Origin of the sequence: Cruoricaptor ignavus, assembly GCF_900141665.1 — a bacterium.
Lineage (GTDB): Bacteria > Bacteroidota > Bacteroidia > Flavobacteriales > Weeksellaceae > Cruoricaptor > Cruoricaptor ignavus.
Map to the genome: position 1 here is coordinate 76,991 of NZ_FQYI01000006.1, position 25,174 is coordinate 102,164.

A 25,174-nucleotide genomic window follows, 5' to 3' on the forward strand; every position below is an offset into this window, starting at 1 on the left:
CATCTTATTCTGAACGGATAATCCGGGCAGGATTCCCCACCACGGTGCAATTATCCGGTACATCGCGGATGATGACAGTACCTGCTCCCACGATGCAGTTTTTACCCACTTTTACACCCTGGATAATGCATGCTCCTATTCCAATGTGGGTATTCTCACCAATTTTTACACCACCTGCTAGGGCTGCATTTGGTGAGATATGAACATAGTCATCAATAATGCAATCGTGCTCAACAACAGCCGCTGTATTGATAATGCAGTGCCTTCCGATTTGAGCGGCAGGATTTACAATAGCGTTTGCCATTATAACTGTTCCTACCCCCACCTCTGAATAGCATGAAATCACTGCATTCGGATGAATTAATGATATGTAATTGAAATTGAGACGCTCAACAATCTTGCGCCTGACATGATTATTTCCGATAGAAATCACACATTTTTTATGCAATGGGAATATTCCGTTACATTTCTCCACAGGGATGCCAAAAATATGACTGCACTTTGGGTTATCATCATAGATTAACTCTACCTCCTCCCCTCTTAAGAGTGCAATATCAATGATAGGCTTAGCGTGGCCACTGGCTCCGAAAAGTACCATTATTTATTCCCTTTAAACTCTTCAGAAGTTGCGTGGCCTTCCTGCGTGATGCCTTCCCGAACGAAAACCTTTTTCACGGTAAGTAATAGTATTTTAAAATCAAGCCAGAAGCTGATGTGATCTACATACCAGACATCCAGCTCAAATTTACGCTCCCAGCTTATCGCATTTCTGCCGTTCACCTGCGCCCAGCCTGTTATTCCCGGCTTTACTTCGTTTCTTCTCCGCTGGAAATCGTTGTAAAGCGGCAGGTAAGATGGCAGCAGAGGCCTTGGCCCAACTAAAGACATGTCCCCTTTGAGGACATTGATAAGCTGCGGAATTTCGTCCAGAGAGGTTTTGCGTACAAAGGCGCCCACCTTCGTGAGCCTGTCGGCATCCGGGAGCAGGTTTCCTTCCGCATCTTTCTGGTCGTTCATCGTTTTGAATTTTATGATGCGGAAAATCTCTCCGTCCTTCCCCGGGCGAAGCTGGAAAAAGAAGGGCTTGCCTGCGTTGGCAAAGAATAAAGCCACCGTAACCAGCACAAACAGCGGCGATAAAACGACGAAGCCGACGAGCGCCAGAGCGAAGTCTAATACTGGTTTTAAAAGATTTTTGTAAAGCAAACCCTCTAAGTTTTTGCAAATTTAAAATTTCCCAGCAAATCTTACTCAGCCATAAAGTCTGAAATCAGTCGGTAGGATTTTCCCACCGTGTATCTTTCTTCCAAAAGTTTTCTGCCATTTTTTCCCATTTTTTTCAAATCCGAGGAAAGCAGTTTCTCAATTGCCTGCTGCATCTGCTGCTGATTGCCTGCTAAAACTTTGAATCCGCATGCTGCTTCCTCAATAATATCGCCGATATCTGTATTAGGATCCGTAGCAGAAATTACGGGCATTTCCATTTCCAAATAGGATAAAAGCCGTGAAGGAAAATTAGGTATCAAGAAATCCTTATGCAAGAAAATCAATCCTACATCTGCCGAGGCAAGAAGCCTGTCGTAATCGTCTTTTGGCAGTTTGTTCAGCAACGCTGCATTATTCGGCTGGTGATTTTTAAACCAGTTTTCGACTTTGGAATATTCCGTCCCATCGCCCACGATCAGGAAGAAAGCACGGCTATTATTGGTGGCAGAGATTGTTTCTAGCAGGAAATCGAGACCCTGCGGTTTGCCCAAATTTCCGCCGTAAATAAATACGGTTTTATCGGCAGGTATTCCGTATTTTTTCCTGATGCTTTGTTTCTCTGAATCCGAATAGTTAATGCTTATGGGCTCTATCGTATTGGGATTTTCTTCCACTTTTCCGGAACTCAGATCTGAATTATGCCTCAGGAGAAACTGTACATTAGCAGGAGACATACAGCCAATTCTGTCAGAAATTCTGTACAGTTGCTTTTCTTTTTTCTGAAAAAAACGGTGTATGAGACTGCCTTTTTTCATCAGATTCATATCCACCGCATTTTGAGGGAAAATGTCTTTCAGCAAAAGGTAAGATTTTGCACCGTCCCTTTTTTTCACAAAGGAAATAACATTTGCAAAAGTGACAGGTGGCGTGGAATACAAAACCAAATCAAATTTTATATCAGACAGAAACCTTCTTACGCCGCGCAAAAACTGCCATTCAATCAGCAAGGTGCCGATGCCTTTTTCAATGATGTTCGTTTTTTGAATATTCAAGGTTCTCACCTGCAGAATATTCACACCGTTTTCATTTTTAAGGTTGGATGGAATTTTCCTGCGCCTTTCCACGGGTGAAATTATAGTAACACAATGCCCTTCATCACGGAATTTCCGCAGCAAATCCTGATAGATTCCACGCTCTTCCACGGAACTGATTTCCACCAATGTGAGAAAAAGTATATTCAAAATCTTTTATTTAAAACTTACCTCTCGCTCCAAACCACGCGTTTTACATAATCGGTGTAGCTGATGATGATGCGCACCATTTTCTCCGAAACATTCGGCATCGAGTAATCTGCCACCCTGCGGAAATTTCGGCTTTCGCCAACTTCCTGCCGCTGCAGCTGCGTAAGGCCCTGCATTATCCTTTCCGGCGAAAGCCCTACCATCATCACGCTTGCTTCCTCCATCGCTTCCGGTCTTTCGTGCGCTTCACGGATGTTCAGCGCGCGGAAATTCAGGATGGATGATTCTTCGGAAATCGTGCCCGAATCGGAAAGCACGGCATAGCTGTGCATCTGCAACGCGTTGTAATCGTGGAAGCCGAGCGGTTTGAGGAACTGCACTTCTTCGCGGACCTCTACCTTCATTTTCTCAATCATATTCCGCGTTCTTGGGTGGGTGGAGACGATGATGGGATAGCCAAATTTCTCTGCCACGGCATTCAAGCTGTCGATCAATCCGCGGAAATTTTTCTCGGAATTAATGTTTTCTTCACGGTGAGAGCTTACCACGAAATATTTTCCCTTTTCAAGGTTCAGCCTTTGCAGAACATCCGATGCTTCAATCTGCGGCAGATAATGGTTCAGCACTTCAAACATCGGCGAACCGGTCTTGATGATTCTGTCTGCCGGCAAGCCTTCGCGCAGCAAATATTCCCGTGCAATATCGGAATATGTCAAATTAACATCCGCAGTGTGATCCACGATTTTGCGGTTGGTTTCTTCCGGCACTCTTTGGTCAAAGCAGCGGTTCCCTGCTTCCATATGGAAAATAGGGATATGGCGTTTCTTTGCTGGAATAGCGCACAGGCAGGAATTCGTATCGCCCAGAACCAGGAAGGCTTCCGGCTTTAATTCTTCAAGCAAAGGATCGATTTTTATCAGGATGTTTCCTACGGTTTCGGTGGCGGTTTTCCCGGCAGCTTCTAGGAAATAATCGGGTTTTCTCAGTCCCAAATCTTCAAAGAAAATTTGGTTGAGCTCGTAATCGTAATTCTGGCCGGTGTGTACGATGATGTGCTCTACGGCGTCAGAGCTGTCCAACGCTGCCAGCACTCTGGATAGCCTGATGATTTCCGGACGGGTGCCAACCACCGTCATTACTTTGAGTTTCTTTGTGAGTTGATTATTATCTTTCATTACTCTGATTTATTATTATATCAAACCTCTTCAAAATAAGTGTCCGCATCGGCAGGATTGTACGGCTCGTTAATCCAGAAAATCGTGTAAAGTTCTTCATCACCGGTGTTGGTGATGTTGTGCGTGTACCAAATCGGCATATCCACATAGGCAGGCTCGGCGCCATCCAGATGGAAATCCAGCACTTCATCCGTCCCGATTTTCCGCAGCTGAATTTTCGCTCTGCCCTTTATCACGGCAAATCTCTCGATTTTCCTTGTGTGATAATGGTTGCCACGCGTAATTCCAGGCACCGTGGTAGAGAATGAGCACTGCCCGCCAATTCCTAACCTTATAACTTCCACAAAAGCACCGCGGTTATCCGTATGCTGCACGAATTTCTTCGGGAAATAGTCCTGCAAATCAATGTAGGAACGGAATGTGTTGAACAGGTTCAAATCGAACGATGATTCCAAGGCCGGAATTTCGCCGTTTTCAAAATACAGTTTTTTAAAATTGTTGAGCTTTTGCAAAACTTCGGAAACCTTATTCGTGGAAGTGTGCGGCACCACGAATTCTTCTTCGGTTTCGCCTTCCCGAATTTTTTCAAGAATCAAATTCACCAGTTCTCCCACATAGATCAGCTTCACTTCGCCATCATTCAAGATGGTAGGCTCTTCGCCGTGCGTCAGTTTATGGCAAAAAGTGGCGATGAAGGAATTGTAGTTCGGGATACCGAAAGGCCCGAAAACATTAGGGATTATCAGCCCTGTAAATCTCCCGCCGTTTTCTCTTGCTGCTTTCGCCAGAATTCTGCGCCCTTCCCTTTTCGATTTTCCGTAAAGGTTTTCGCGCTCTTCCTGCGAAGACGAGGAGAACAGAATGTGCGCCGGCGATTTCGTCCTGCTCAGCGCATCAGCCAACTTCTGTGCTAATGCCACATTGGTTTCGTACAAGGCTTCTTCGCTTTCGTGGCGGTTTACAGCGGCAAGATGAACGATGGCATCGCACTGCTGCACGAATTCATCCAGCGTTTTCTCATCTTCGAAAAATTCATTGCGGAAATCTACCCGCTGAAATTCTTCCGGGAAAAGCCCAAGCGTTCTGTAAAGGTGCGAGCCGATAAAGCCGTTCTGCCCGGTAATTCCGATTTTCATTTTTGCTTTGTTTAAAAATTAATCCGGGTACTGCATCACATCTTCACCCATAATATCTTTCCTGATGAGCGGCAGTTTCATCAGCAGCTGTTTCATTCCTTCCACATCCTGCTGCTCCGTGTTGTGGGAGTGGTAGTCTTCAATTTCCGAAGTATCTGCATCACCTTCGGAAAAATATTTGGCATAATTCAAATCGCGGTTATCCGCCGGAATTCTGTAGAAATCGCCCATATCTTCCGCCTTTTCCATTTCTTCTCTGGTGCAGAGTGTTTCGTAAAGTTTTTCGCCGTGCCTGGTGCCGATGATTTTAATTTCATTATCGGCATTGTACATTTCTTTCAGGGCCTGCGCCAAATCACCGATGGTTCCTGCCGGAGCCTTGTTCACGAACAAATCGCCCGGATTGCCGTGCTCAAATGCAAACAGCACGAGCTCCACCGCTTCTTCGAGCGACATCAGGAATCGCGTCATTTTAGGATCAGTTACTGTCAATGCTTCGCCAGCCTTGATCTGCTTCACGAAAAGCGGAATTACCGAACCGCGCGAGGCCATCACATTGCCGTACCTTGTAAGGCAAACCACGGTTTCGCCGGCGTTTCGGGAGGCTGCCACCGCTACTTTTTCCATCATCGCTTTGGAAATTCCCATCGCGTTTATTGGGTAGGCTGCTTTGTCCGTGCTCAGGCAGATGACTTTTTTCACATTATTTTTGATGGCTGCGTCTATCACATTCTGCGTGCCTATTACATTGGTCTGCACCGCCTGCATCGGGAAAAATTCACAGGAAGGCACCTGCTTCAGCGCGGCAGCGTGGAACACGAAATCCACTCCGCGCATTGCTCTTTCGATGCTTGAAAAATCGCGTACATCGCCGATGTAGAATTTCAGTTTGTCATTTTTAAACTGATTTCTCATATCGTCCTGCTTTTTCTCATCCCGAGAAAAAATCCGGATTTCGCTGAAGTGTTCCGTATTCAGAAACCTCCTTAGCACGGCAGTTCCGAACGAGCCAGTACCACCTGTGATGAGCAGGGTTTTATTTTGAATTTGATTCATAGATTTGATTAGTAATTTTCAGGTAAGCCTTTGTTCTGTCCATGCTGCTGCCGAAGCGTTTTAAATTCTCTGTTCCTATATCGGTAAGCCTTTTGCGGAGCTCTGCATCTCGGTGGAGTTTTACCACCGCTTCCGCGTAGCTTGCCGGATCTGTGGCTGCACAAAAGTACGCAGAATTTCCGCAAATATCTCTTGCAAACGGCATATCGGATGCTATTATCGGTTTTTTCATAAACATCGCTTCCAGGTAGGTGGTAGAAAATATCTCCAGCAGCGTAGGTATCAGCACCAGATGGGACTGCCGGTACAGCGACGGTATTTTCTGCAGCGGCACTCTGCCGAGGTAGGTGATGTGTGCGTTGGTCTCCTCAGGAAAATTCACATCCTCAGGCTGTAGGGTAAGGAGTATTTGGAAATCCTGCAGGCCGTACTCATTTTTCAGGATGCTGATCATTTCCGGCAGGATCTTCATATTCTTATGAGGATAGTTCGCCGTAAGGAAAAGTATATTCACCGCAGATTCCGGGATGCCCTCCATCTCTTCCCACTGCTGCGGGGAGCCGAAGATTTCGTTCAAAGTATTCCCTACCGTATAGGTGGGCTTGCTGTAGTTATATTTCTCTGTAAAAATCCTGCGGGCGCTTTCCGTTTCGAATATCAGTGCATCCGAATTCCTTTTAAAACTGTAGGTTTTCAGCAGTGCCAGGAGCTTGTAGTAGATTTTTTCTTTCAGAGAAATATTCTTAAGGAACGGAGATTTGGGATAAATGATATAAGGAATCGCCAAACCTACCACTTTTGTCCGCCCGCTTTTGTGATAAGACGGGCCGAACAGTGTAAAAATAATATCCGGCTGTTCCTCATTTTCGATCTCAAGGACTTTCCTGATGCGTTTCTTTTTAAAAGTTTCCTCCGCCTTGGTCAGCCTGTAGAATTTGAAATTCCGTGGAAAATCCTCATTGCCCAGGCTCTCCGTACACTTCACAGAATTTACCACCACAAACTCATCATCGGTAGGAAGCCGCTTCAGATCCCGGAGAAAGGACGCCGCCACCTGCAGCCCGCCGCCAGCAAAGAGGTTCGAGTTGTCAATTAATAATTTCATCAGTTTATCTTTTCCAAGAAGCGGATCAGCCCTGCCGCCGCTTTTTCCCTTGTGAAGTTTTCCGAGACTATTTTATAGGATTCCTCCCCCATTTGCTCAATTTCTCCCCTGTCTGCTGCGGCTACTTCTGCCAGCGCATTCAGAATATTCTCCTCAGTAATCTCGCTGATTACCCAGCCGTTTCCTCCGCTCGGTATCAGCTCGCCCACATTCCCCGCTTTGGAAGACAGCAGCAAGGCATTCTTCTGAAACGCTGCTTCTATGGGGCTCAACGGGTTTGCATCGGATTTTGTGGGCAGGGCGAACACATCTGCCGCGGCGAGGTAGCTTCGCACGGCATCCCTCTCCTGCTGGCCGGCAAGCCGGTAGCGCCCGCCCATATCGTCGCGGGCTATCCTGGCCTTCAGTTCTTCGTAGTATGGTCCTTGTCCTATTTGAACTGCGTAAAGATTTTCTGCTTTAAGTTTTTTAAAAGCTTCATAAAATTCTAATACTGATTTATTAGCATTCAAGGTTGAAACTAATATAATAACTGTTTTGTCTGACGGTATATTAAGCATCTTTCTAATTTCCGCTTTATCCCCAATATTTTTAGAGAAAAATTCTTCATCTATAGTATTGGGCAGAAATGATGTTTTCGCTCCGAAGTGGTAAGACTGAACATAGTGAGCAGATCTGCTGTTTGGCACAACAAAGTAGTCGATCGACTCAAATGTCTTTCTTCTCATAAATTCTACTAACCCCCCAGATCTACTTTGCGCATCGGCGTGGCCCTCGCTCCAGAAGATAACGGGTGCGCCCAGGGAAGATTTTCGGGCAAGGATGCTGAAGGTCGCCGGCGCAATCCAGCTTCCGGCGAGCAGGATCCACCGCGGGTTTAGCTTTTTTAGTTTTCTTACCAGTCCAAAATTTATATGCGGGTACACCCCCCCGATTTCGAAATGCAGCCCTTTGAGAAAGGTATAGTCATAAATGTTTTCTTCCGGCTTAAACTGCCAGTGGCGGTCCGGCTCTGTCTCCGCACAGTACAGCACATGCAGGCTTTCGCCGATTTTCGCCAGCTCTTGTTGGAGTACATTAAAGAATGCGGTCCTGTACGGCGTGGGGATATTGGTAACGGTAACTAACATATTTCTTTCTGTAAAAGAGTTGAAGCGTTATCAGCAGGAATACCAGCAGCGTAACATTCTGCGGCAGGTAGCCCCGCGTAGATTCCTGGAAAAGCACCATGGCTATCATCACGATCACCACCCTGTCCCGCGGCACCTCCAGGTCGGTCCTTTTCGAGATGTATCCCAGCCCGCCGCCCAGCAGCAGCATAAAAAATACCACGCCCGCCTTACCGAATGCTATATAGTATTCCGTAACATTGGAAACCGCGGCTCCTGCGAAATAGCCCGCCTTGGTACCAAAAGAGTTTTTGATAATTTCCAGCTGCGGGATGCTCGGCTTTACCCCCCCTTCGAAAAAAGAAGCAGGGATAATTCTGATGAAGATATGCAGAAACATAGATTCCCCATAATCGTATTCTATATGGTTGCGGTTCATATATTGCATCACCATCATCTCCGTCTTGTAGTTGTCTGTCTGGTGCAGCATCAGCTGGTAAGGCGAGAGGTTGCCGTAGGTATCCGATTCGAAAGTCACCTCATTAAAATTCAGCGTACTGAGCGCCTCGCGGTTTACGGTGATAAAGTTAATGGTATAAGCAATGGAGATCCCTATTACCACCCACCGCACGAGCGAAGCCAGGGACAGCCTGTTCGTCACCAGAAAGTGGTAAAGCACCCCGATGATGAGAAGGAGAATACGGTAGCGGAAGCCCAGGATGAGATAGCAGAAAATCGCCGCCCCGAGGATAAACCAATGCCAGGGGCGGTTGAATTTCTTTTCATAAATAAGAATGATAAAGGCAAGAATCAGCGAGTCTCCGAGAAATACGAGGTAGTTATAAAACCCTCCGCCGTAGACCCCCTCTGAGACATTCCGGAAAATCATCAGCACGAGGGAGAGGAAGAAAAACCACATATAAAACGGATACTTCGGATTCAGCGTATAAACTGCCCTGTTCCTTCTCTTCGCATCTGTAAAAACATACATAAAAAGATAGCCCAAGAGCATACTGGCAATGCCTATGGTATATATCATTACCGTATCTTCAAAACCTCCGCGGAAGTCTGCCTTCAGGTGCGTCCACATATTTCGGTTGATGGAATTCAGCGGACCGAGGAAGAAATAGATAAAATAATTGATAAGCAGGAATAATAAAAGAAAGTGCCGCCGAAAGTCCTGCAGCGCAAATACTATCCCCGAGAGAAGAATCAAACCTAAGAGGTAGAGCAAGATTTAATTTAATTTGGAGAGGTAATTTACGATTTCTTTCCGGAACTGCTCCCAGCTGAGGCGCTGCGCAGTGCGCCTGCCGGCATCGCCGATCCCCCGGGTTTTCTCCGGCTCTTTCCTCAGAAGTTCCAGCCTGCTGCGGATGGCCGCCGCATCGCGGATGGGTACAACGAAGCCGTTCTCCCCATCGCGGATGATATCCGCCGCCACGGTATTTTCTGAAGCTATTACCGGGATGCCTGTGGACATCGCCTCCAGTATCACCTGCCCGAAGCCTTCCACCACGGAGGGCAGCACAAAGCAATGAGACCCGTGCAGAAGCGACACCATCTCCTCCAGCGGTATATTCCTATGGATTTTTATATCAAGATTGTACCTGCCGAGCATTTCTTCATCAAAAATACCCCTGCCGATGATGTGCAGCTCGGTATCGGGCATATCCTGCAGAGCATCCAGCAGATAGGTGATGCCCTTGCGCTGATTGAGGCTGCCGATGAACACAATGCGGAATGGCTCCCTACCGTCCCAGGGTTCGCGGGCTTTGTAAGGAAATTTAGCCGCATCCACACCATAGGGGATTACGGCAATCTTCTCACGGGGTACGCCCTCGGCAGCCACCGAGTTGGCAGTTACGCTGCTTGCGCAGATAATATTATCGGCAAGGTGGATTTCCTCCGTAAGATTTTTAAGGTCTTCCTCCGGTACAGAAAACTCGTACTCCTGCGAAAGGGATTTTACCGAGGCAGGGTTGAGCGCCATCTCTTCCTCCAGAATATTTTTCACGAAAGTAGTATGCGGATGAAACTGAAACAGCACCTTCGGGCGTATGGGGTTATCGGTAAAAGCCGCCTTCGCATAGGTATTCATACTCAGCACCGGGATCCCCCTCCGCAGGGCGTATCTCCTGGCGGCATACCCCAGCGCATTGTCTTTTTTTGTGCTGTATTTCAGATTTTTGGTAAGGCTCAGCAGCATCTGCCAGAATACGGACATCAGCGATATCTTCACCAGCGTGCTCGGCAGCCCCGGTTTGTACCTTTTATCCAGCCTGGATTTTATTGTTGCCGGCAAGGATCGCAACATCCTCCCGAGCAACGGATGATCGTACGGTGCGTAGAAATCTGTAACCAGGCACTCCAGCAAGCCCTGCTCCGCAAGGGCCAGCGCCACCTGATAATCATCCCGCCTGCCGGCGTGTACTACAATGTATTTTCCCATCTTTTTTCAAGTAGGTATTTCATTATCTGGAATTTTTTTTGTTTAAAATCTCTCGGTAGAAGCCCATCGTTTTCTCAGTCATTTTCTCCACAGAAAACTTTTCAGCATTCTTTAGCGCGCCGCGGCTCAGCCCTTCCCACAGGTTTTCTGCGAATACCTCATCAATTCTTCGGGCGAGCTCCTCCGCATCGCTGCCGGGCGTCATCACTCCGGAGACGCCATCCTGATGCAGATCCTGTAACCCGCCCTCCACATTGAAGCTGAATACTGGCACGCCCACGGAGAGCGCCTCCAGAACATTGTACGGGCAAGCCTCTTTTCGGGAAAGCATCAGGAGGCCCTGCGCACTCTGCAGCCACGGGAATACATCCTTCTGCATCCCGGCAAATTCCACACTTGCTTCCAGACCCAGCTCTGCGACCCTGGCCTTTATGCCGGCAATGTATTCGGCATCGTCTTTATCTGGCGATCCTATGAATGTCAGGCGGTAGCTGCGCGGGCTGTTGGTTTTCAGCAGGTTCAGTATTTCTACGGCGAGGTGCGGCTGCTTGTCCTGCGCCAGGCGGCTTACCATCACCAGGCGGATGGGCTCTCCCGGGCGGTATTCCGCGGTTTTCCTGCCGGGCTTCAGCTCTATCCCGTTGTGGATTACGCGCCACTCGCTTTTTGGCAGGAAGTTCTTTGAGGTAAGGTATTCCTTCACGGCATTGCTCACGGCTATCACGCCATTTACGGTATTTTTATACATCGTGCTGAAAGCCTTGATATAATCCATCTGGTGCACGGTGTACAGCACCACGGCAGAAGAAAGCCGGAGTATGGGTGCTGCGAGCAGCGGCAGATAGTTCATATGGACTATATCCGGCCGGAAGTCACGAAGCGCTTTCCAGAACTTCAGGAGCATCAGGGGATCCCTGCCGTTCTTTCCGTTCAGTGCGGATACCTGTATCCCTGCCTCCTTAAGCGGCGCAATGGCGTCGGGCACGGTATAGAAGAATACAAGTATCCTCACATCATAGCCCCGCTGCTGTAGCTGCATAGCCAGATCCTGCACATATTTTTCTATGCCGCCCATATGGAACCTGCCCGAGCAGAGGAGTACTTTCATCTTTCCGCTAATTTTTTCTGTATTAAATTTAGATAATATTTAAAACTAAGCCTGTGTAAAATCCCGCCAATCATAGTAGTTTCAGGAGATTTCCTATTGCCAAAAAAATTTGTTATAATATAATAAGAAAGAAACTCCACGAATTCATGCTGATAGAAAACAATATCATAAAATGGAACTTCTTTGTATATAACATCTTTTTTAAACTGATAATAGCACTCCATAAAGCCAATATTATAGCTTCTTGAGGTATTATTAACCGCAGAATCTCCCCCAACCCTGTACCGCACTACAATATGGTCTACAAAATGAATCTTTTCACCCAGGGCGGTGACGGCAAGCCAGAACGGCAAGTCCTCAAAATAGCGGTATCTCTCGTTGAACCAGCCGGCGCGCTCTACCAAATCTTTTTTATAAAACGCCGCCGGCGCAAAATTGGCTCCTTTTCTCAAAAGCCACTTGTACTGCTCCTTGGCTTTCAAATAGAAAAAAGGAAGGTTATGCTGCTGCGGAGCGATCCGATTTTCCTTCCCTGATTTAGAGAAATACTGCATTCTCCCCGCCATTATATTAGCATCGGGGTTTTTTATTGAGTAGGCAATAAAGCTTTCCAGGCAGTCCGGCTCCAGGAGATCGTCTCCCGCTATAAGCTTTATCCACTCTCCATTTGCAGCGCGTATGCCACGGTTGCAGTTGGCAGGTATGCCTGTGTTTTTTGGCACTGTAAGCACCTCGGCGCGGACGAAAGATTGCCGGTGGCTGCCCAGCCATTCTTTTACCAGGGCTACTGTATCGTCCGAGGAACCGTCATCGGTTACTATCAGCTCACAATTGCCGTAGGTCTGGTTTTTTATGCTCTCCAGCGTTTCCAGAACATATTCTGAAGAATTATAGGTTATTACGACTACGGATATTAAGGGCTCCATTACTTTTAGGCTTGTAGTTTACTTTCGGAGTTTTAGCTTCTCTAAAATATTTACATTCATTTTTCTGCTTAGCAATCTTACAGAGTAATACAGAATACCGCCGAAGATAAGAAATCCTAAAATATAGCGAAGCAGGGGCGGCGCATACTTTACCAGTGCGAAGGCCACCAGCCCCGTACTCAGCTCCAGTATGAGGAGCTTTAAAATATCTCCACGAAGGTTTAAATTATATTTCCACGAGCAAAATGGGAAAATCACGACTGTGTAAATTATATAGAAAATAAAGAATGAAATTCCTACGCCTGTAATGCCGTAATATTTATACCCAAGATAGTTACATACCAACATCAGAAGGTTTCCGAAGGTCTCCGTAAGCAGATATATCTTGCTTTCCCCACGAGCCATAATGATGTATGCTACCGGCCAGGACACCGCGCGGAAATACATCGCGAGGGCAGACCAGGCCACCATATCGGTAATAGAGGTGAACTCTGCTGAGTAGAGCAGCGTAATCACAACCCCTACCATCAGTATAAACAGAAAAAGGATAGGCCCCAGAATAAGCAGGGCCACCTCGGACTGCTGAGTAATTAAACTGCTGGATTCCTTATTGTCTCGGGCGATACCGGAAAGGCGGGGAAAGTAGTCTGTAGCCATAGCCGTGAAAACAATACCCACATAGCTGTTAATAATTGTAAAACCTGCATTGTACAGGCCAACATCCTGCACACCCCCCTCGCGGGATATATAGGTCCGGATAAGGTAATTGACCACTGCACCTATCAGGGAGGTTAGGCTTAAAAAGAAACCGAGTTTCAGCATTTCGGCGCCTACGCTCCTGATATCCTCCCTGCTGATCTCTACCTGCTGCAGCGGTACCCGGCGAGACAGAGACCAGGCGATAAGCATTGCAGAGACAGAAGTAAACAACAGTGAAGGGACAATCCCCCGCTCACCGTACAGATAATACAACGGGACAGAGACCAGCAAGCCCAATAAACTGCCAATAATATTGGCGCGGGCAAGCAAACGGAGCTTGCGCGTACCCTGTAGCACTGCCTTCTGCCCTAATGCCAGCTGATCTATAAAAAGCGTGACAGCAAGCCACCGGAAGGCTGTGGTATAGTCATCATTACCAAAAGTGTAAACACTAAGCTCACGGCTCAGAAAAAATACCCCGACAAACCCAAGGAGGCCGGTGATCCACACCAGACGGCGAAGAACCTTCACCACACGGGACAGCCGGCGGGAGTCTCCGCTCGCATCCGCTTCAGATATAAACTTTACAGAGCTGGTACCCAGCCCGAAATGCGTGAGCTCTCCCACCAGGCTCAAGTTGCTGCTAAGTAGCCCCATTATCCCCATACCGGATGGCCCCAGAAGAACCGCTACAAACTTAGATTTTACGATGGAGATAAGTATGGTAATAACCTGCACCCCGCCAAACAGCGAGGTACCTTTAAAAATTTGGCGATAGGAGGATGATTGGTTCTTTTCCAACTAAAATCTGTTTACCGCGCTGATGACTTCCTCAACTTCACTTTCATCCATTACCGGGCTGATCGGTAGGCTTAAAACTTCGCCGCTCATCTTCTCCGTAATGGGGAAGCTCAGATCGCTGTACTCGCCATAGGCTTGCTGCTTGTGCGGCGGGATTGGGTAATGTATCAGCGTCTGAATGCCGCTATCCGTGAGATGCTTCTGCAGCGCATCACGCTGTTCTGCCCTTATTACGAACAGATGGTAGACATGCTCGGTACCGCTTGTGGGAATTTCTGGTAAAATAATTCTGTCATTTTTTATTTCTGCGGCATAGCGCTCCGCAATGCGTCTGCGGTGCGCGTTTTCCTCGTCTATGTATTTCAGCTTTACATCCAGCACGGCAGCCTGAATCTCGTCCAGGCGGGAGTTCAGCCCCTTGTAAATATTCACATACTTCTGGTTGGAGCCATAATTCGCCAGCGCGCGGATTGCTGTGGCAAGCTCGCTGTCTCCGGTAGTCACAGCGCCGCCATCGCCCAGCGCGCCGAGGTTCTTGCCGGGATAGAAACTGAAGCCCGCAGCGTCGCCAAGATTGCCCGTTCTTACTCCCTGCCATTCCGCGCCTATTGCCTGGGCATTATCCTCAATGATTTTTAATTGGTATTTTTCGGCGAGCTTCCGCAGATGGTCAGAAAATACCGCCCTGCCGTATAGGTGTACTATCATTACAGCCTTTGTGCGGCTCGTCAGTTTTTCTTCAATCTTATTCAGATCAATATTGAAGGTCTTCGGATCGGGCTCAGCAAAAACGGGCACGAGCCCGTTATCAGATATTGCCAGCACGGAGGCGATATAGGTGTTTGCCGGGACAATGACCTCATCGCCGGGCTGCATTATCCCCAGCTCAATATAGCCGCGGAAGATCAGGCGAAGGGCATCCAGGCCGTTGGCTACGCCGATGGCGTGCGGGGCGTTGATAAAGCCTGCAAGGTTTTTTTCGAAAGTCTCCGTCTCTTTGCCGAGGAGGTACCACCCGCTTCTGAATGTCTGAAGAAGCCGCTCCTCTATTTCGGGATGATGAGCTAAATTTATTTTTTGAAGATCCAGGAATTTTATCATCTGTCTATATTTTTTTATAAAATCTTGCCGGGTTCCCAATCCAGATTTCGTTAGCCGGCACATCTTTGGTCACCACGCTCCCTGCTCCCACGAGAGCATTTTCGCCGATGGTATTCCCTGCAATTATTGTCGCATTCGCACCGATGGAGGCACCCTTTTTTATAACAGTTTTTTCCAGCTTAAAATCTCTGTTTCCGGATCGCGGCATCAGGTCGTTTGTAAAGGTGACATTAGGGCCTATGAACACATCGTCCTCCACGGTCACGCCATCCCATAGCTGCACGCCGGGCTTTATAGTAACGCGGTTGCCGATCTTCACATCGTTTTCAATGAATACCTGGCAGTTTATATTGCAGGCTTCCCCGATTTCCGCCCCGCCCAGCACCACACAGTATTGCCATATCATAGTGCCCTCGCCTATGTTCCGCGTCTGCACATCTGAGGTAGGGTGAATTTTAATCATTCTTAAAACTTTTGAATTCTTCGTAATCTCTGAAATAATCTGCTTCATCGTAATATTCAGAGGCGAGGCAAAGCAATACGGCGCTGTGCGTGAAATGTATATCCCGCCATATCAGCCTGGGGAGGTACAGGCCCTTGGAAGGATGATCCAGCACGAAGCTATCGCGGTTTCCGTCCAGATCCTCGGTGTTGAAAGTAATGGTGCCGGATACTGCAAAAATTAGCTGCTGCAGTTCCCTGTGGGCGTGCCCACCCCGCACCACATCCTGTGGCGTGTAGTAAGTCCAGTATACCCTCTTCACTTCAAAGGGTACATTCTTCAAAGATTCTGCGATGGTGATATAGCCTAAGCTTGGATTACCGATTTTTGAAAGATCGATATACTGAGGGGTTTGCTTCATCTTATGGTCAGTCTAATTCGCAATTTAGTAGTTTGTATCCTCCCGTAAACTTTGTTTTCCACTCCTGCCAGTTCCGAAAATCCTCCCGGCTGAAGTGCTTTTCAATAAAATCCTTAAAAACAAAACTTTCGGTATTCATATCCATCTTACCTGAGTACCACAATTCGTTGAGATTGCTGTTAAAACCAAAGATCGAGAAATCCACTTCTTCAAATTCGTTGGTTGCGGAGCTGCTGAAGGTAGTTTTCACCAGCTCTTCGGCGCTTTTCCCTGCCTGCAAAGGGATTTGATTGTCGCGGTAATATGTAAGCGTGCGCAGGATCTGTTCGTTCTCATCAAGTGTATGGATGCCCCGCCACAATTCTTTAAAATAATTTGTGCTAAATACTGCTCCGGCTACTGTGTATACAGCATAAAATTTAGACAGTTTCTCGACAATTAAATTTTTAATAAATCCAAGTTTTATCAGAATATAGTAAAAGTACTTTCCCGGAGATTCCGTCAGGAGCCGCAGATTCTTTAGGTTCACAGATGTCAGTGGCGTTAATATCTCGTGATTTCCGAAAGAGCGGATGTCCCCCTGAAGCAGTAGCGGTGATCCTAACCAGAGCATTTTATAAATTAAAAGCCCGTGCATTTCCATAAATTCTCTCACCTCCTCCAAATCTACCTTATTGGTAATGTACATATCATCCTCCAGAAGAAGAAAAAAAGGCTTATCTGTCTGAGATATTTCCCGGTACCAGAAATCTCCGGGAAACTTCAACTCAGACTTTACAATATTCCCGCTTTCAATCATTGCAGATTTCTGCTCGTAATATTCAGATTTCCTGATAATTATGTCAGGATAAGATTTCAGGAGACGGGCAAGGTATCTCTCGGGTGTCCCGTCGTCCAGAATTATTATTCGGTCGTAGCCTGAAATATTTTCTGTGACAGTCCTCAGGCATTTATCCAGCAAATAGGGTCGGTTGAAGCTTTTTATAAAAATATCCATTACTCAGCTGTTAGCTTTGTTGTTACGCCCTGCTGTAATCGTCTTCGATTCTTACAATATCATCTTCGCCGAAGTAGTCGCCGTACTGCACCTCTATAAAGAACAGATCTTCGCTGCCGGCATTTTCTATACGGTGATTGGCACCGCGGGGAATGCGGACCACCTCCCCCGGCAGGTATTGTTTTACCTCATCATTCAGCGTTACGGTACCCACACCGGTGATGATGGTCCAGACTTCGGCCCTGTGCTTATGGTACTGCAGGGAAAGCCTTCCGCCCGGCGCTACTCTTATTTTCTTTACTTTGTGCGTGGATGCATCTTCTAGCACCCAATACTCGCCCCACGGTCTAAGATCGTGTTCCATTAAAATTTAGCTTTTATTTTTTCCCAGAAATTCTGCCTTGACTGGCCATATTTATAGCCGTAGCCATACTTACCGCCATAGCCGAAATATCGCTTATTCAGGTCATTAATTACAAAGGCTGTATTCTTGATTTTCTTGCTCCTGATATTGTACTCCGCAAACTCTATGAGGTCGTTCGTTGTATAGCCCGATCTGGTAAGATACACCGTGGCATCCGCAAGCGGGGCAATTTCAAAGGAATCCGAAACAAGCATCAGCGGCGCTGTATCCAGTATTATATAATCGTAGTCCCTTTTCAGCGCTTCCACCAACTGGGCATACCTCCCGTTGGCGAGGAGCTCCGCAGGATTTGGAGGGATGGCTCCGGAAAAAATCACTTTCAGAAAAGAGTTATTTCTGCTTGTGTTGATAATTTCCGCGGGCGTTACTGAGGGGTCGTAAAGAAATTCTGTAAGTCCCTTCCCCAGTTGTCCCGACTCATATCTCGATAGCTGCGGATTTCTGATGTCCGACCCGATCAGCAATACCTTGCGCGATGCGCTGGCGAGGATAAGCGCGAGGTTGACGGCTGTAAAGGTTTTTCCCTCCCCTTTCACGGAGGAGGTCACCATCACCACCCTGCCCTCTCCAGATTGCGGCAGCATAAAGTTTAAGTTGGTTGCCAATATCCTGAAGGCTTCCGCCAGCGGAGAAAGGTCGTTCGCGGAAACAAGGTCTTTCTGCCCCGAAGGTACGGAAGGAATTTCCCCTACCACAGGGATGCCGTGTACCAGCCGCTCCAGATCGGCACGGGTCTTAATCTTATTGTTAAGCAGTTCCGAAAGATAGATGAGCGCAAGCGGAACTAGAAGCCCCAGGGCCATAGCCACAGCATAGTATACATTGCGTTTGGGTGCCACGATACCCGTGGTAAGAGCATCATCTACAATGCGGGCTTTCGGTGCTGCGATCTTTAGGGCAATGGCAGCCTCCTCCCTTTTTTGAAGGAGAAGCAGGTACAGTTGCTCCTTAATAGTCTGCTGCCGCTCGATGCTGCGGAAAAGCTTCTCCTGCTGCGGGATCTTCGATATCCTTCCGGCAAGTCTGCTTTGCTCCTGCGCTAGGGCATTGCGCTCTACCACCAGTGCCTGCCTGCTCTTCTGCAGGCTTTGCTGGATCGCCGTACGCATAGAGTTGATCTGCTTGGTAACATCCTGAACTACGGGGTTTGCCGGCGTGGAGTTCTCCAGCAAACGGTTCCGCTCTATTATGAGCTGGTTATAGGTAGCAATATTTGCAGCTATGGCATTGTCCTGCAGCCCTATATTGAGTGGGAGCACCTGATAGCTCCCCTGCCTGTTAAGGTAGCCCAGAAGTCCGTCGGTAAGCTGAAGCTGTGCCTCGTTCTCCATCTCTCTCTGCTTTGCTGCTGCGCCGCTCTGCAGCGAGAGGTTTGCCTCCGTCTCGATATCAGCAATATTGTTGTTTCTTTTGAAGCTTTCCTTCTGATTTTCCACATCACCGAGTTCCTGCCCTATGATCCGCACGCGTTCATCGATGAAATCAGCCGTTTTCTGCGCTTCAGAATTTTTGTCAAGGATGGCATCCCTGTTATAATCTACTGCAAGCCTATTGAGGATATCCTCAGCTTTCTCAGGCAGTTCGGACTGCATACTTAGTACTATTACGGTGGTATTTAAATCCGTAAGGTATGCGCTGAGACGCCCGAGAAACTGCCTTGCGCGGTTCATCCCGGACATAAACTCTAGCTCATACACCGTATTGCGGTCGTCATTGCCTTTATAATCACCATTGGCCTGGAACATATACACCCCGAACGGCAGCTTTACAGCCCTGTTGAGAGGCGCCGTGATCTTTCCTCCCTTGAAGTACTCGGAATGTAGCGTGATATTGCTGTTGGTTACGGTAGCTTTCACAAGCCCTGGATACGCGGCTTTCGGCATCTCCTGCAGTACCCTCACGGTAAACGGTGCGCTGCTTTTGTACAGCTCTGTACGCTTGAATTTGCCTGGCTTATATATCACGGTTTCCAGGCCAAGCTCCCGCACCACCGACAACATCAGCTTCCTGGAGCGGAATATTTCAATTTCGTTATCCACGGAATTCGTACCCATACCCGAGATAGCGCCAATCTGGTTCGCCACAGAAAGCTCCGGCCCGCTCCCCACAGATTTGTTGGCTTCCTTGATGAGCACGGTAGATTCCGTCCTGTATACGGTACTGCTGTAGCGCAGTTTCAGCCAGGCAATGGTAAGGGCTATCAGAAGGCTGAGGGCGATCCAAGGCCATCTGTGCAGATAAGGCCTGAGTACCTCCCTGAAGTTTTTTCTTTTATCCTCTTCCGCAATAAGCTGAGGCGCTGGTAAGCTGTTCTCCAAAATTTGTTATTTTCTTAAAATAATAGCTACTAATGTAATCAGCAGGGACGCGCCGGAGAGGTACAGCCCGATGTTGGGGTTGGTTCTGGCGGTATTCTGCTTTGTGGTATTTGCTTCCACATAGATTACATCATTCTGTTTCAGGTAATAATACGGAGAATTGATAAATTCCGCAGAGGTAAGATTCAGCCGCTGCCGCGTGATCTCGCCGTCGTTATTTCTTACCACGAGTACATTCGTGCGGACTCCGTAGATCGTGAGGTCGCCCGCCAGGCCAAGCGCGCTGAGTACTGTAGCCGAACCGTCTGGGATATTATAAGTGCCTGGGTTGGCCACCTCGCCCAGTACGGTAACTTTAAAATTGTTCGTACGCAGATCTACCACGGGGTTTTTCACATATTCCGTAAGCAGCAGTGTGAGCTTTTCGCGGAACTGTTCCTGATTAAGCCCCGTAGTGCTGATTTTTCCTATCACAGGATAGTTAATATATCCGTCCGTATCTACCGTATATACAGTCCCCGGCCCGGAGGTAGATGCCGCCTGCGCCCCGGATCTGCTCTGGGAATACTGCGCCACGCTTCCGCTGGAGGAGTAGGTTTGATTGAAAGGCCGCACCACATCCATATCCTTGGCACTTACAAAGATTACCAGCTGATCGCCGGGCTGAATGGTGTTTACCGTATTCTTCACCGACGCCTCCACCGCAATACTTTCGATGTCCTGCATATAATTTATATCATTCTGCGGCCTACACGATAGTACTGCAAATATCAAGGCGATAAGCGGCAATATCAGCTTAAAAACTTTACTCATCCTTATGTATTCTGCGGTCAAAGATAAATATTTATTTCGCCACATCAAGCATTTCAAATTCCGAATTTCTGCTGATGAACTCCGGCACCATAGCCTTGAGAACTTTTACCACCTCCGTTCTGTCCTCCTGCCCTGCAGCGGTTATAATTTCTTGGTAAAGTAAATCTATGCGTTCGTAAGGCACTCCGGGGCCCTTGGAAATCATTATTTTCTCGTGGTGCGTAGGCATCGTTTTGGCATTGTCGCTCAGCAGCTCTTCATATAGCTTCTCACCCGGGCGCAAACCTGTGATGGTGATAGGTATATCCACCTCCGGTATCATTCCGGAAAGCCGGATCATCCTCCGGGCGAGATCGATAATCTTCACCGGCTCCCCCATATCGAAGACATAGATCTCCCCGCCCTGCCCCATGGTCCCTGCCTGCAGCACCAGCTCGCAAGCCTCAGGTATGGTCATAAAGTAGCGCACTATTTCCGGGTGGGTGATGGTTACTGGCCCCCCCGCCTCTATCTGCCTCTTGAAATGAGGGATTACAGACCCGTTGGAGCCAAGCACATTCCCGAATCTCGTGGTGATAAATTTGGTACGCGCCGCCGTATGCTTCTGCAGCGCCTGCACATAGAGCTCCGCGGCGCGCTTCGTAGCACCCATTACATTGGTAGGGTTCACGGCTTTATCCGTTGATACCATTACAAAACGGTTGATGTTGTACCTGCAGGCTAGGTCTGCAAGATTCTTGGTACCCAGGATGTTCACCAGCACGCCTTCGTGCGGGTTTTCCTCTATCAGCGGCACATGCTTGTAGGCAGCCGCGTGATACACCATCGAGATATCGTACTGCTGGAAAATGGGCTCCAGACGCTCCCTGTTGGATATATCTGCAAGGATGAACTTAAAATTCACATCCGGAAACTTGCTGCTCATCTCAAGCTCAACATCGTAAAGAGGCGTCTCCGCCTGATCCAGCACCACTACCAGCGACGGCCGGAAGCCCGCCACCTGCCGCACTATCTCGCTGCCGATGGAGCCCGCACCGCCGGTTACCAGTACCGCCTTCCCGTAGTGCCGTTTCTTTACTTCTTCATTTTCTATGGAGATGGGCTTGCGGTTCAGCAGGTCCTCAATCTGCAGCTGCCGGATTCCCGCAGCCGGGTCGGCGGCGCGCATATCCTGCACCACGGGGGCCTTCAGTACCTGTAGGCCTGCCCCCAGGGCTAGGTTGGTCCACTCCTCCAGCTCTTCCGGGGACATCAGCTCTTTTATTATTACCACCGCATCAAATTTCTCCCCGGCATTCTCCTTATTCAGAATTTCTTTGGAATAGATCCTCCTTCCCAAAAGCTGCGCCCGCTTATGATCCGTTCGTGCAGTAATAAAGCCCGCAAGCTCGTAGGGCACCACAGGATTGTCCAGTATCGCATTTGCCACCGCCACGGAGGACTCGCCAATCCCCAGTACCAGCACCCTCTTCTTGGACGAGGCACGCTTAAACTCATTGAGGAAATGAAAAACCTGCTTAATGACGATGCGGAAAAGGAAAAGCAAAATGACCAGCACCAGCATATAGACCAGCGGTACAGTGGTAAGGTAGAGCTTCTGGCGGGTGGTAAAATAGACCGCATAATTCAGCGCCAGCAGCGTAGCCGAAGTACAGAAACAGGCAAGCAGGATCTTGAACAGGTCAAAAAAATTAGAGTGGCGGATGATCCCCGCATAGGTCCGGAACACGAACATATACACTACCGTGGTGCCGATGATGATGGCACCCTTCATCTCGTGGGAAATATAATCCGGGGGAATGACATTCAGCCGGAGGATGATCTCAGAAGAAATCAGCAGCGCCAACAAGGAGAGCAGGATATCGAACAGAAGTACTGCCCAACGGGGCATATACCGCATTTCTGATATCTTTATCATATTATCGCCTTTGTAGATGTGCGAAAAGGCAGATTTCATCCGTTTCATCCTGCTGCTCCTTGTCGAATTTATTTTATTGCTTATCTGAAGTTTTCAAGCACCTCCCGGATCCTTCCCCGGTCATCCTCTGTCAGGTTAGATCCAGACGGCAGGCACAGCCCGTCGCGGAACAGTTGCTCCGCAGTGCCTCCACCGAAGAATGCCGCATCCGAAAACACCGGCTGCATATGCATAGGCTTCCACAATGGTCTGGATTCTATGTTATCCTCTAGAAATTTCAGCCTGAGGTCTTCCCTTGTGAAGCCCGTTTTTTCAGAATCAATTACTATCGCAGAGAGCCAGTGGTTGGAGTAAAAAGCATCCGACGGCTCGGTAAGAAGGCTCACGCCGCCCCACCCGCGGAATATCTCCTCATAAAAGCTATGGTTGCGCCTGCGTGCCTCCACTCTCTCCTGCAGCACCTCCATCTGCCCCCTGCCTATGCCGGCAACTATGTTGCTCATCCGGTAGTTGTACCCGATCTCCGAATGCTGGTAGTGCGGAGCCTGGTCCCTCGCCTGCGTGGAGAGGAATATCGCCTTCTGCTTCTGCTCCTCCGTACTGCAGGCAAGTGCGCCGCCCCCGGAGGTAGTGATGATTTTATTCCCGTTAAAACTCAGGATAGCCATATCGCCAAGCGTGCCGCATTTTTTCTCCTTATACACGCTGCCCAGCGCCTCTGCCGCATCCTCTATCACCGGTATCTCATATTCTGCCGCCACCGCCAGAATCTCGTCCATCTTCGCGGGCATACCGTAAAGATGAACTGGGATAATGGCCTTCGGCTTCCTGCCGCGCCGGATGCCGGACTCTACCGCTTCCCGCAGGGCTTCGGGGCACATATTCCAGGTCTCCGGCTCACTGTCTATAAACACGGGCTTCGCTCCTACATAGGTGATAGGATTTGCAGAAGCGGAGAAGGTCATACTCTGGCAGATCACCTCATCACCATAGCCTACACCGAGGATGATAAGCGCCAGGTGCAGGGCTGCCGTTCCGGCACTCAGTGCCGCCACCCTCATATCTCCGCCGAGAAAGTCCGAAAGGCTGTTTTCAAACTCATTCACATTGGGGCCTAGGGGCGCCACCCAGTTTTCATCAAAGGCTTCGTGGATGTATTTCAGCTCGCCGCCGCCCATATGCGGAGACGAGAGCCATATCTTCGGTTTATTTTCCATAGAGTGTATTTTCAGTAAGTGATGCGGCAGTTTTATTATTCTGGCGTGCCGCTCCTGCCGCGGCATAGATGTTTTCTATTATGTTCGTCACCTCTCTGCCGTCCTCCGCGGATACTGCCACTTCTGCGCCGTCCTTCAGGACATCCACCACATTCTGGATGATGAAGTGATGATTGGCGGCAGATCCCTTGTAGCTCCCGTAGTCGTTGGAGGCTGGCGTATCCGCCAGTATCGGCATCCGGTAGTTCTCTATGTGGCAGTAATCTACCCTGTCCATATACTGCCCGCCGATCTTCACGGAGCCTTTCTCCGCAATCACCGTCATAGAGCTTTCCATATTGCAGTCCCATACGCTTGTGGTAAAGTTCAGGCACCCCATTCCCCCGTCCCGAAGGCGGAAGTTCACCATCCCAGAATCTTCGAAGCAGGTAAGCCCTTTATGATTAAAGCTCTCCATCCGCGCAGTGATGTCGCTGATGCTGCCGAACATCCAGTACATTATATCAATAAAATGGGAAAACTGAGTGAAGAGAGTCCCCCCATCCAGATCAGCGGTGCCCCGCCAGCCGTTTGCCTGGTAATACCGCGCGTCGCGGTTCCAGAAGCAGTTCAGCTGCAGCATGAATATTCTACCCAGCATCCCGCTCTCCACAATGGATTTCAGCCACACCGCCGGCGGCGAAAACCTGTTCTGCATTACCATAAACAGTTTTACTCCCTTTTGCTCTGCCAGGGACAGCAGCTCATCCGCCTGCCAGGTGTGCAGCGCCATAGGCTTCTCCAGCACTATGTGGCACCCTGCATTTATAAGTTTTTTTGCGTGCCGGTAGTGGCATCCGTTTGGCGTGGCGATGCATACCACATCGGGCAGAGATCCGCCCGCAAGCAGATCCTCCAGGGAGGAAAAGAAAGCTGCTCCGTAGGACTGCGCAATTTCCGAAACCTCCTCCCGGACATCCGCGATGCTCTGGAGCTCGCAGTCCGGGTGGGAAATTATCATCTCCAAATGCCTCCTGCCGATGTGGCCGCAGCCTAATACCGCAAACTTAATCTTATTAGTCATAATGTTCTGCGGAGGGTATTTCGCTCCGCAGTATGCTATATTTAATAGCTGTACAAACGGCTACAAATGTAGTAAATTAACAAATATATTTACCGCTCTGCGTCCTATTCTTTATGAAAAAAAACAAACTAAAAAAGTGCCGCCCCGTCGGGGCGGCACTTCAACTACCTTGTAGAACAGCTTTATAAAAAAACCTTATGCCTTTCTCATTTTTTTTGCGCCGTAGGCTGCAGCTGCCAACCCTGCCGCCGCAAGGAACGGTATGTACTGATCTATCGGGCTGGTAGGAAGGTTCCCCGGGTTGCCCGGTCCCCTTTCGGTTTCTTCCTGGGCGTATTCCGCCTCTGGCACCTCATAGATAAATCTGTTCGCGGATGCTTCCTGAGCGTATGCCTGCGACAGGGCAGCCAAGGAAAGTAGGATTATCAACTTTTTCATTTTATTCT

At 48.6% G+C, this 25,174-nt stretch carries 24 protein-coding genes; all 24 read right to left on the bottom strand.

Translation table 11 applies throughout. From position 1 onward, the window contains the following. Positions 1-4: 4 nt before the first annotated feature. The gene (locus tag BUB43_RS07255) at positions 5-598 is read right to left on the bottom strand and encodes an acetyltransferase (protein WP_073179707.1); all 594 of its coding nucleotides are present in this window, start codon (positions 596-598) and stop codon (positions 5-7) included. Next, positions 598-1,206, bottom strand: coding sequence for a sugar transferase (locus BUB43_RS07260; protein ID WP_073179708.1), 609 nt, complete (start codon positions 1,204-1,206; stop codon positions 598-600). Before BUB43_RS07260 ends, BUB43_RS07255 begins: the two co-directional genes overlap by 1 nt. A 41-nt stretch (positions 1,207-1,247) precedes the next feature. Continuing rightward, the gene (locus BUB43_RS07265; protein WP_073179710.1) at positions 1,248-2,447 is read right to left on the bottom strand and encodes a glycosyltransferase family 4 protein; all 1,200 of its coding nucleotides are present in this window, start codon (positions 2,445-2,447) and stop codon (positions 1,248-1,250) included. 17 nt (positions 2,448-2,464) lie between these two features. Continuing rightward, positions 2,465-3,622 (bottom strand): non-hydrolyzing UDP-N-acetylglucosamine 2-epimerase, encoded by a 1,158-nt coding sequence (gene wecB / locus BUB43_RS07270; RefSeq protein ID WP_073179712.1) that lies wholly within the window; start codon positions 3,620-3,622, stop codon positions 2,465-2,467. Positions 3,623-3,642: 20 nt separating this feature from the next. Beyond that, a complete protein-coding gene (locus BUB43_RS07275) occupies positions 3,643-4,758 on the bottom strand; it encodes a polysaccharide biosynthesis C-terminal domain-containing protein (protein WP_073179714.1) in 1,116 nt (371 codons plus the stop codon). An 18-nt stretch (positions 4,759-4,776) separates the two neighbouring features. Further along, on the bottom strand, positions 4,777-5,814 hold the full coding sequence (locus BUB43_RS07280; RefSeq protein WP_073179716.1) for a polysaccharide biosynthesis protein: 1,038 nt from the start codon (positions 5,812-5,814) through the stop codon (positions 4,777-4,779). Further along, positions 5,795-6,919 carry a glycosyltransferase gene (locus BUB43_RS07285; protein ID WP_073179718.1) on the bottom strand — a complete coding sequence of 375 codons (1,125 nt, stop codon included), beginning with the start codon at positions 6,917-6,919 and terminating at the stop codon, positions 5,795-5,797. Before BUB43_RS07285 ends, BUB43_RS07280 begins: the two co-directional genes overlap by 20 nt. Next, on the bottom strand, positions 6,919-8,049 hold the full coding sequence (locus tag BUB43_RS07290) for a glycosyltransferase family 4 protein (protein ID WP_073179719.1): 1,131 nt from the start codon (positions 8,047-8,049) through the stop codon (positions 6,919-6,921). The genes BUB43_RS07285 and BUB43_RS07290 overlap by 1 nt, the downstream gene beginning before the upstream one ends. Next, positions 7,997-9,262: an O-antigen polysaccharide polymerase Wzy gene (locus BUB43_RS07295; RefSeq protein ID WP_073179721.1), complete on the bottom strand. Its 1,266-nt coding sequence runs from the start codon at positions 9,260-9,262 to the stop codon at positions 7,997-7,999. The genes BUB43_RS07290 and BUB43_RS07295 overlap by 53 nt, the downstream gene beginning before the upstream one ends. A gap of 3 nt (positions 9,263-9,265) precedes the next feature. After that, a complete protein-coding gene (locus BUB43_RS07300; protein ID WP_073179723.1) occupies positions 9,266-10,480 on the bottom strand; it encodes a glycosyltransferase family 4 protein in 1,215 nt (404 codons plus the stop codon). Positions 10,481-10,502: 22 nt separating this feature from the next. Next, positions 10,503-11,588, bottom strand: a complete 1,086-nt coding sequence (locus tag BUB43_RS07305; protein ID WP_083541208.1) for a glycosyltransferase family 4 protein — start codon at positions 11,586-11,588, stop codon at positions 10,503-10,505. Further along, positions 11,585-12,514: a glycosyltransferase gene (locus tag BUB43_RS07310; RefSeq protein ID WP_073179727.1), complete on the bottom strand. Its 930-nt coding sequence runs from the start codon at positions 12,512-12,514 to the stop codon at positions 11,585-11,587. Before BUB43_RS07310 ends, BUB43_RS07305 begins: the two co-directional genes overlap by 4 nt. Positions 12,515-12,532: 18 nt before the next feature. Continuing rightward, positions 12,533-14,014 carry an O-antigen translocase gene (locus BUB43_RS07315; RefSeq protein ID WP_073179728.1) on the bottom strand — a complete coding sequence of 494 codons (1,482 nt, stop codon included), beginning with the start codon at positions 14,012-14,014 and terminating at the stop codon, positions 12,533-12,535. Next, positions 14,015-15,115 carry a DegT/DnrJ/EryC1/StrS family aminotransferase gene (locus tag BUB43_RS07320; RefSeq protein ID WP_073179730.1) on the bottom strand — a complete coding sequence of 367 codons (1,101 nt, stop codon included), beginning with the start codon at positions 15,113-15,115 and terminating at the stop codon, positions 14,015-14,017. Between the two features lie 4 nt (positions 15,116-15,119). Continuing rightward, complete coding sequence (locus tag BUB43_RS07325; protein ID WP_073179732.1) at positions 15,120-15,578, bottom strand: acyltransferase; 459 nt, start codon at positions 15,576-15,578, stop codon at positions 15,120-15,122. Continuing rightward, the gene (locus tag BUB43_RS07330) at positions 15,571-15,978 is read right to left on the bottom strand and encodes a sugar 3,4-ketoisomerase (RefSeq protein ID WP_073179734.1); all 408 of its coding nucleotides are present in this window, start codon (positions 15,976-15,978) and stop codon (positions 15,571-15,573) included. The genes BUB43_RS07325 and BUB43_RS07330 overlap by 8 nt, the downstream gene beginning before the upstream one ends. A gap of 7 nt (positions 15,979-15,985) precedes the next feature. Further along, complete coding sequence (locus BUB43_RS07335) at positions 15,986-16,975, bottom strand: glycosyltransferase family protein (protein WP_143154064.1); 990 nt, start codon at positions 16,973-16,975, stop codon at positions 15,986-15,988. Positions 16,976-16,997: 22 nt separating this feature from the next. Further along, the gene (locus BUB43_RS07340) at positions 16,998-17,339 is read right to left on the bottom strand and encodes a phosphomannose isomerase type II C-terminal cupin domain (RefSeq protein ID WP_073179737.1); all 342 of its coding nucleotides are present in this window, start codon (positions 17,337-17,339) and stop codon (positions 16,998-17,000) included. Next, the gene (locus BUB43_RS07345) at positions 17,339-19,717 is read right to left on the bottom strand and encodes a GumC family protein (protein WP_260200529.1); all 2,379 of its coding nucleotides are present in this window, start codon (positions 19,715-19,717) and stop codon (positions 17,339-17,341) included. The genes BUB43_RS07340 and BUB43_RS07345 overlap by 1 nt, the downstream gene beginning before the upstream one ends. 6 nt (positions 19,718-19,723) lie before the next feature. Beyond that, a complete protein-coding gene (locus tag BUB43_RS07350) occupies positions 19,724-20,530 on the bottom strand; it encodes a polysaccharide biosynthesis/export family protein (RefSeq protein WP_073179739.1) in 807 nt (268 codons plus the stop codon). Between the two features lie 31 nt (positions 20,531-20,561). Beyond that, complete coding sequence (locus BUB43_RS07355; RefSeq protein WP_073179741.1) at positions 20,562-22,496, bottom strand: polysaccharide biosynthesis protein; 1,935 nt, start codon at positions 22,494-22,496, stop codon at positions 20,562-20,564. Between the two features lie 32 nt (positions 22,497-22,528). Next, positions 22,529-23,665 carry a DegT/DnrJ/EryC1/StrS family aminotransferase gene (locus tag BUB43_RS07360; RefSeq protein WP_143154065.1) on the bottom strand — a complete coding sequence of 379 codons (1,137 nt, stop codon included), beginning with the start codon at positions 23,663-23,665 and terminating at the stop codon, positions 22,529-22,531. Then, entirely contained in the window at positions 23,655-24,728 is a 1,074-nt protein-coding gene (locus BUB43_RS07365; RefSeq protein ID WP_073179742.1) for a Gfo/Idh/MocA family protein, read from the bottom strand. Before BUB43_RS07365 ends, BUB43_RS07360 begins: the two co-directional genes overlap by 11 nt. A 195-nt stretch (positions 24,729-24,923) precedes the next feature. Then, positions 24,924-25,166 (bottom strand): hypothetical protein, encoded by a 243-nt coding sequence (locus tag BUB43_RS07370; RefSeq protein ID WP_073179744.1) that lies wholly within the window; start codon positions 25,164-25,166, stop codon positions 24,924-24,926. Between the last annotated feature and the right edge of the window lie 8 nt (positions 25,167-25,174).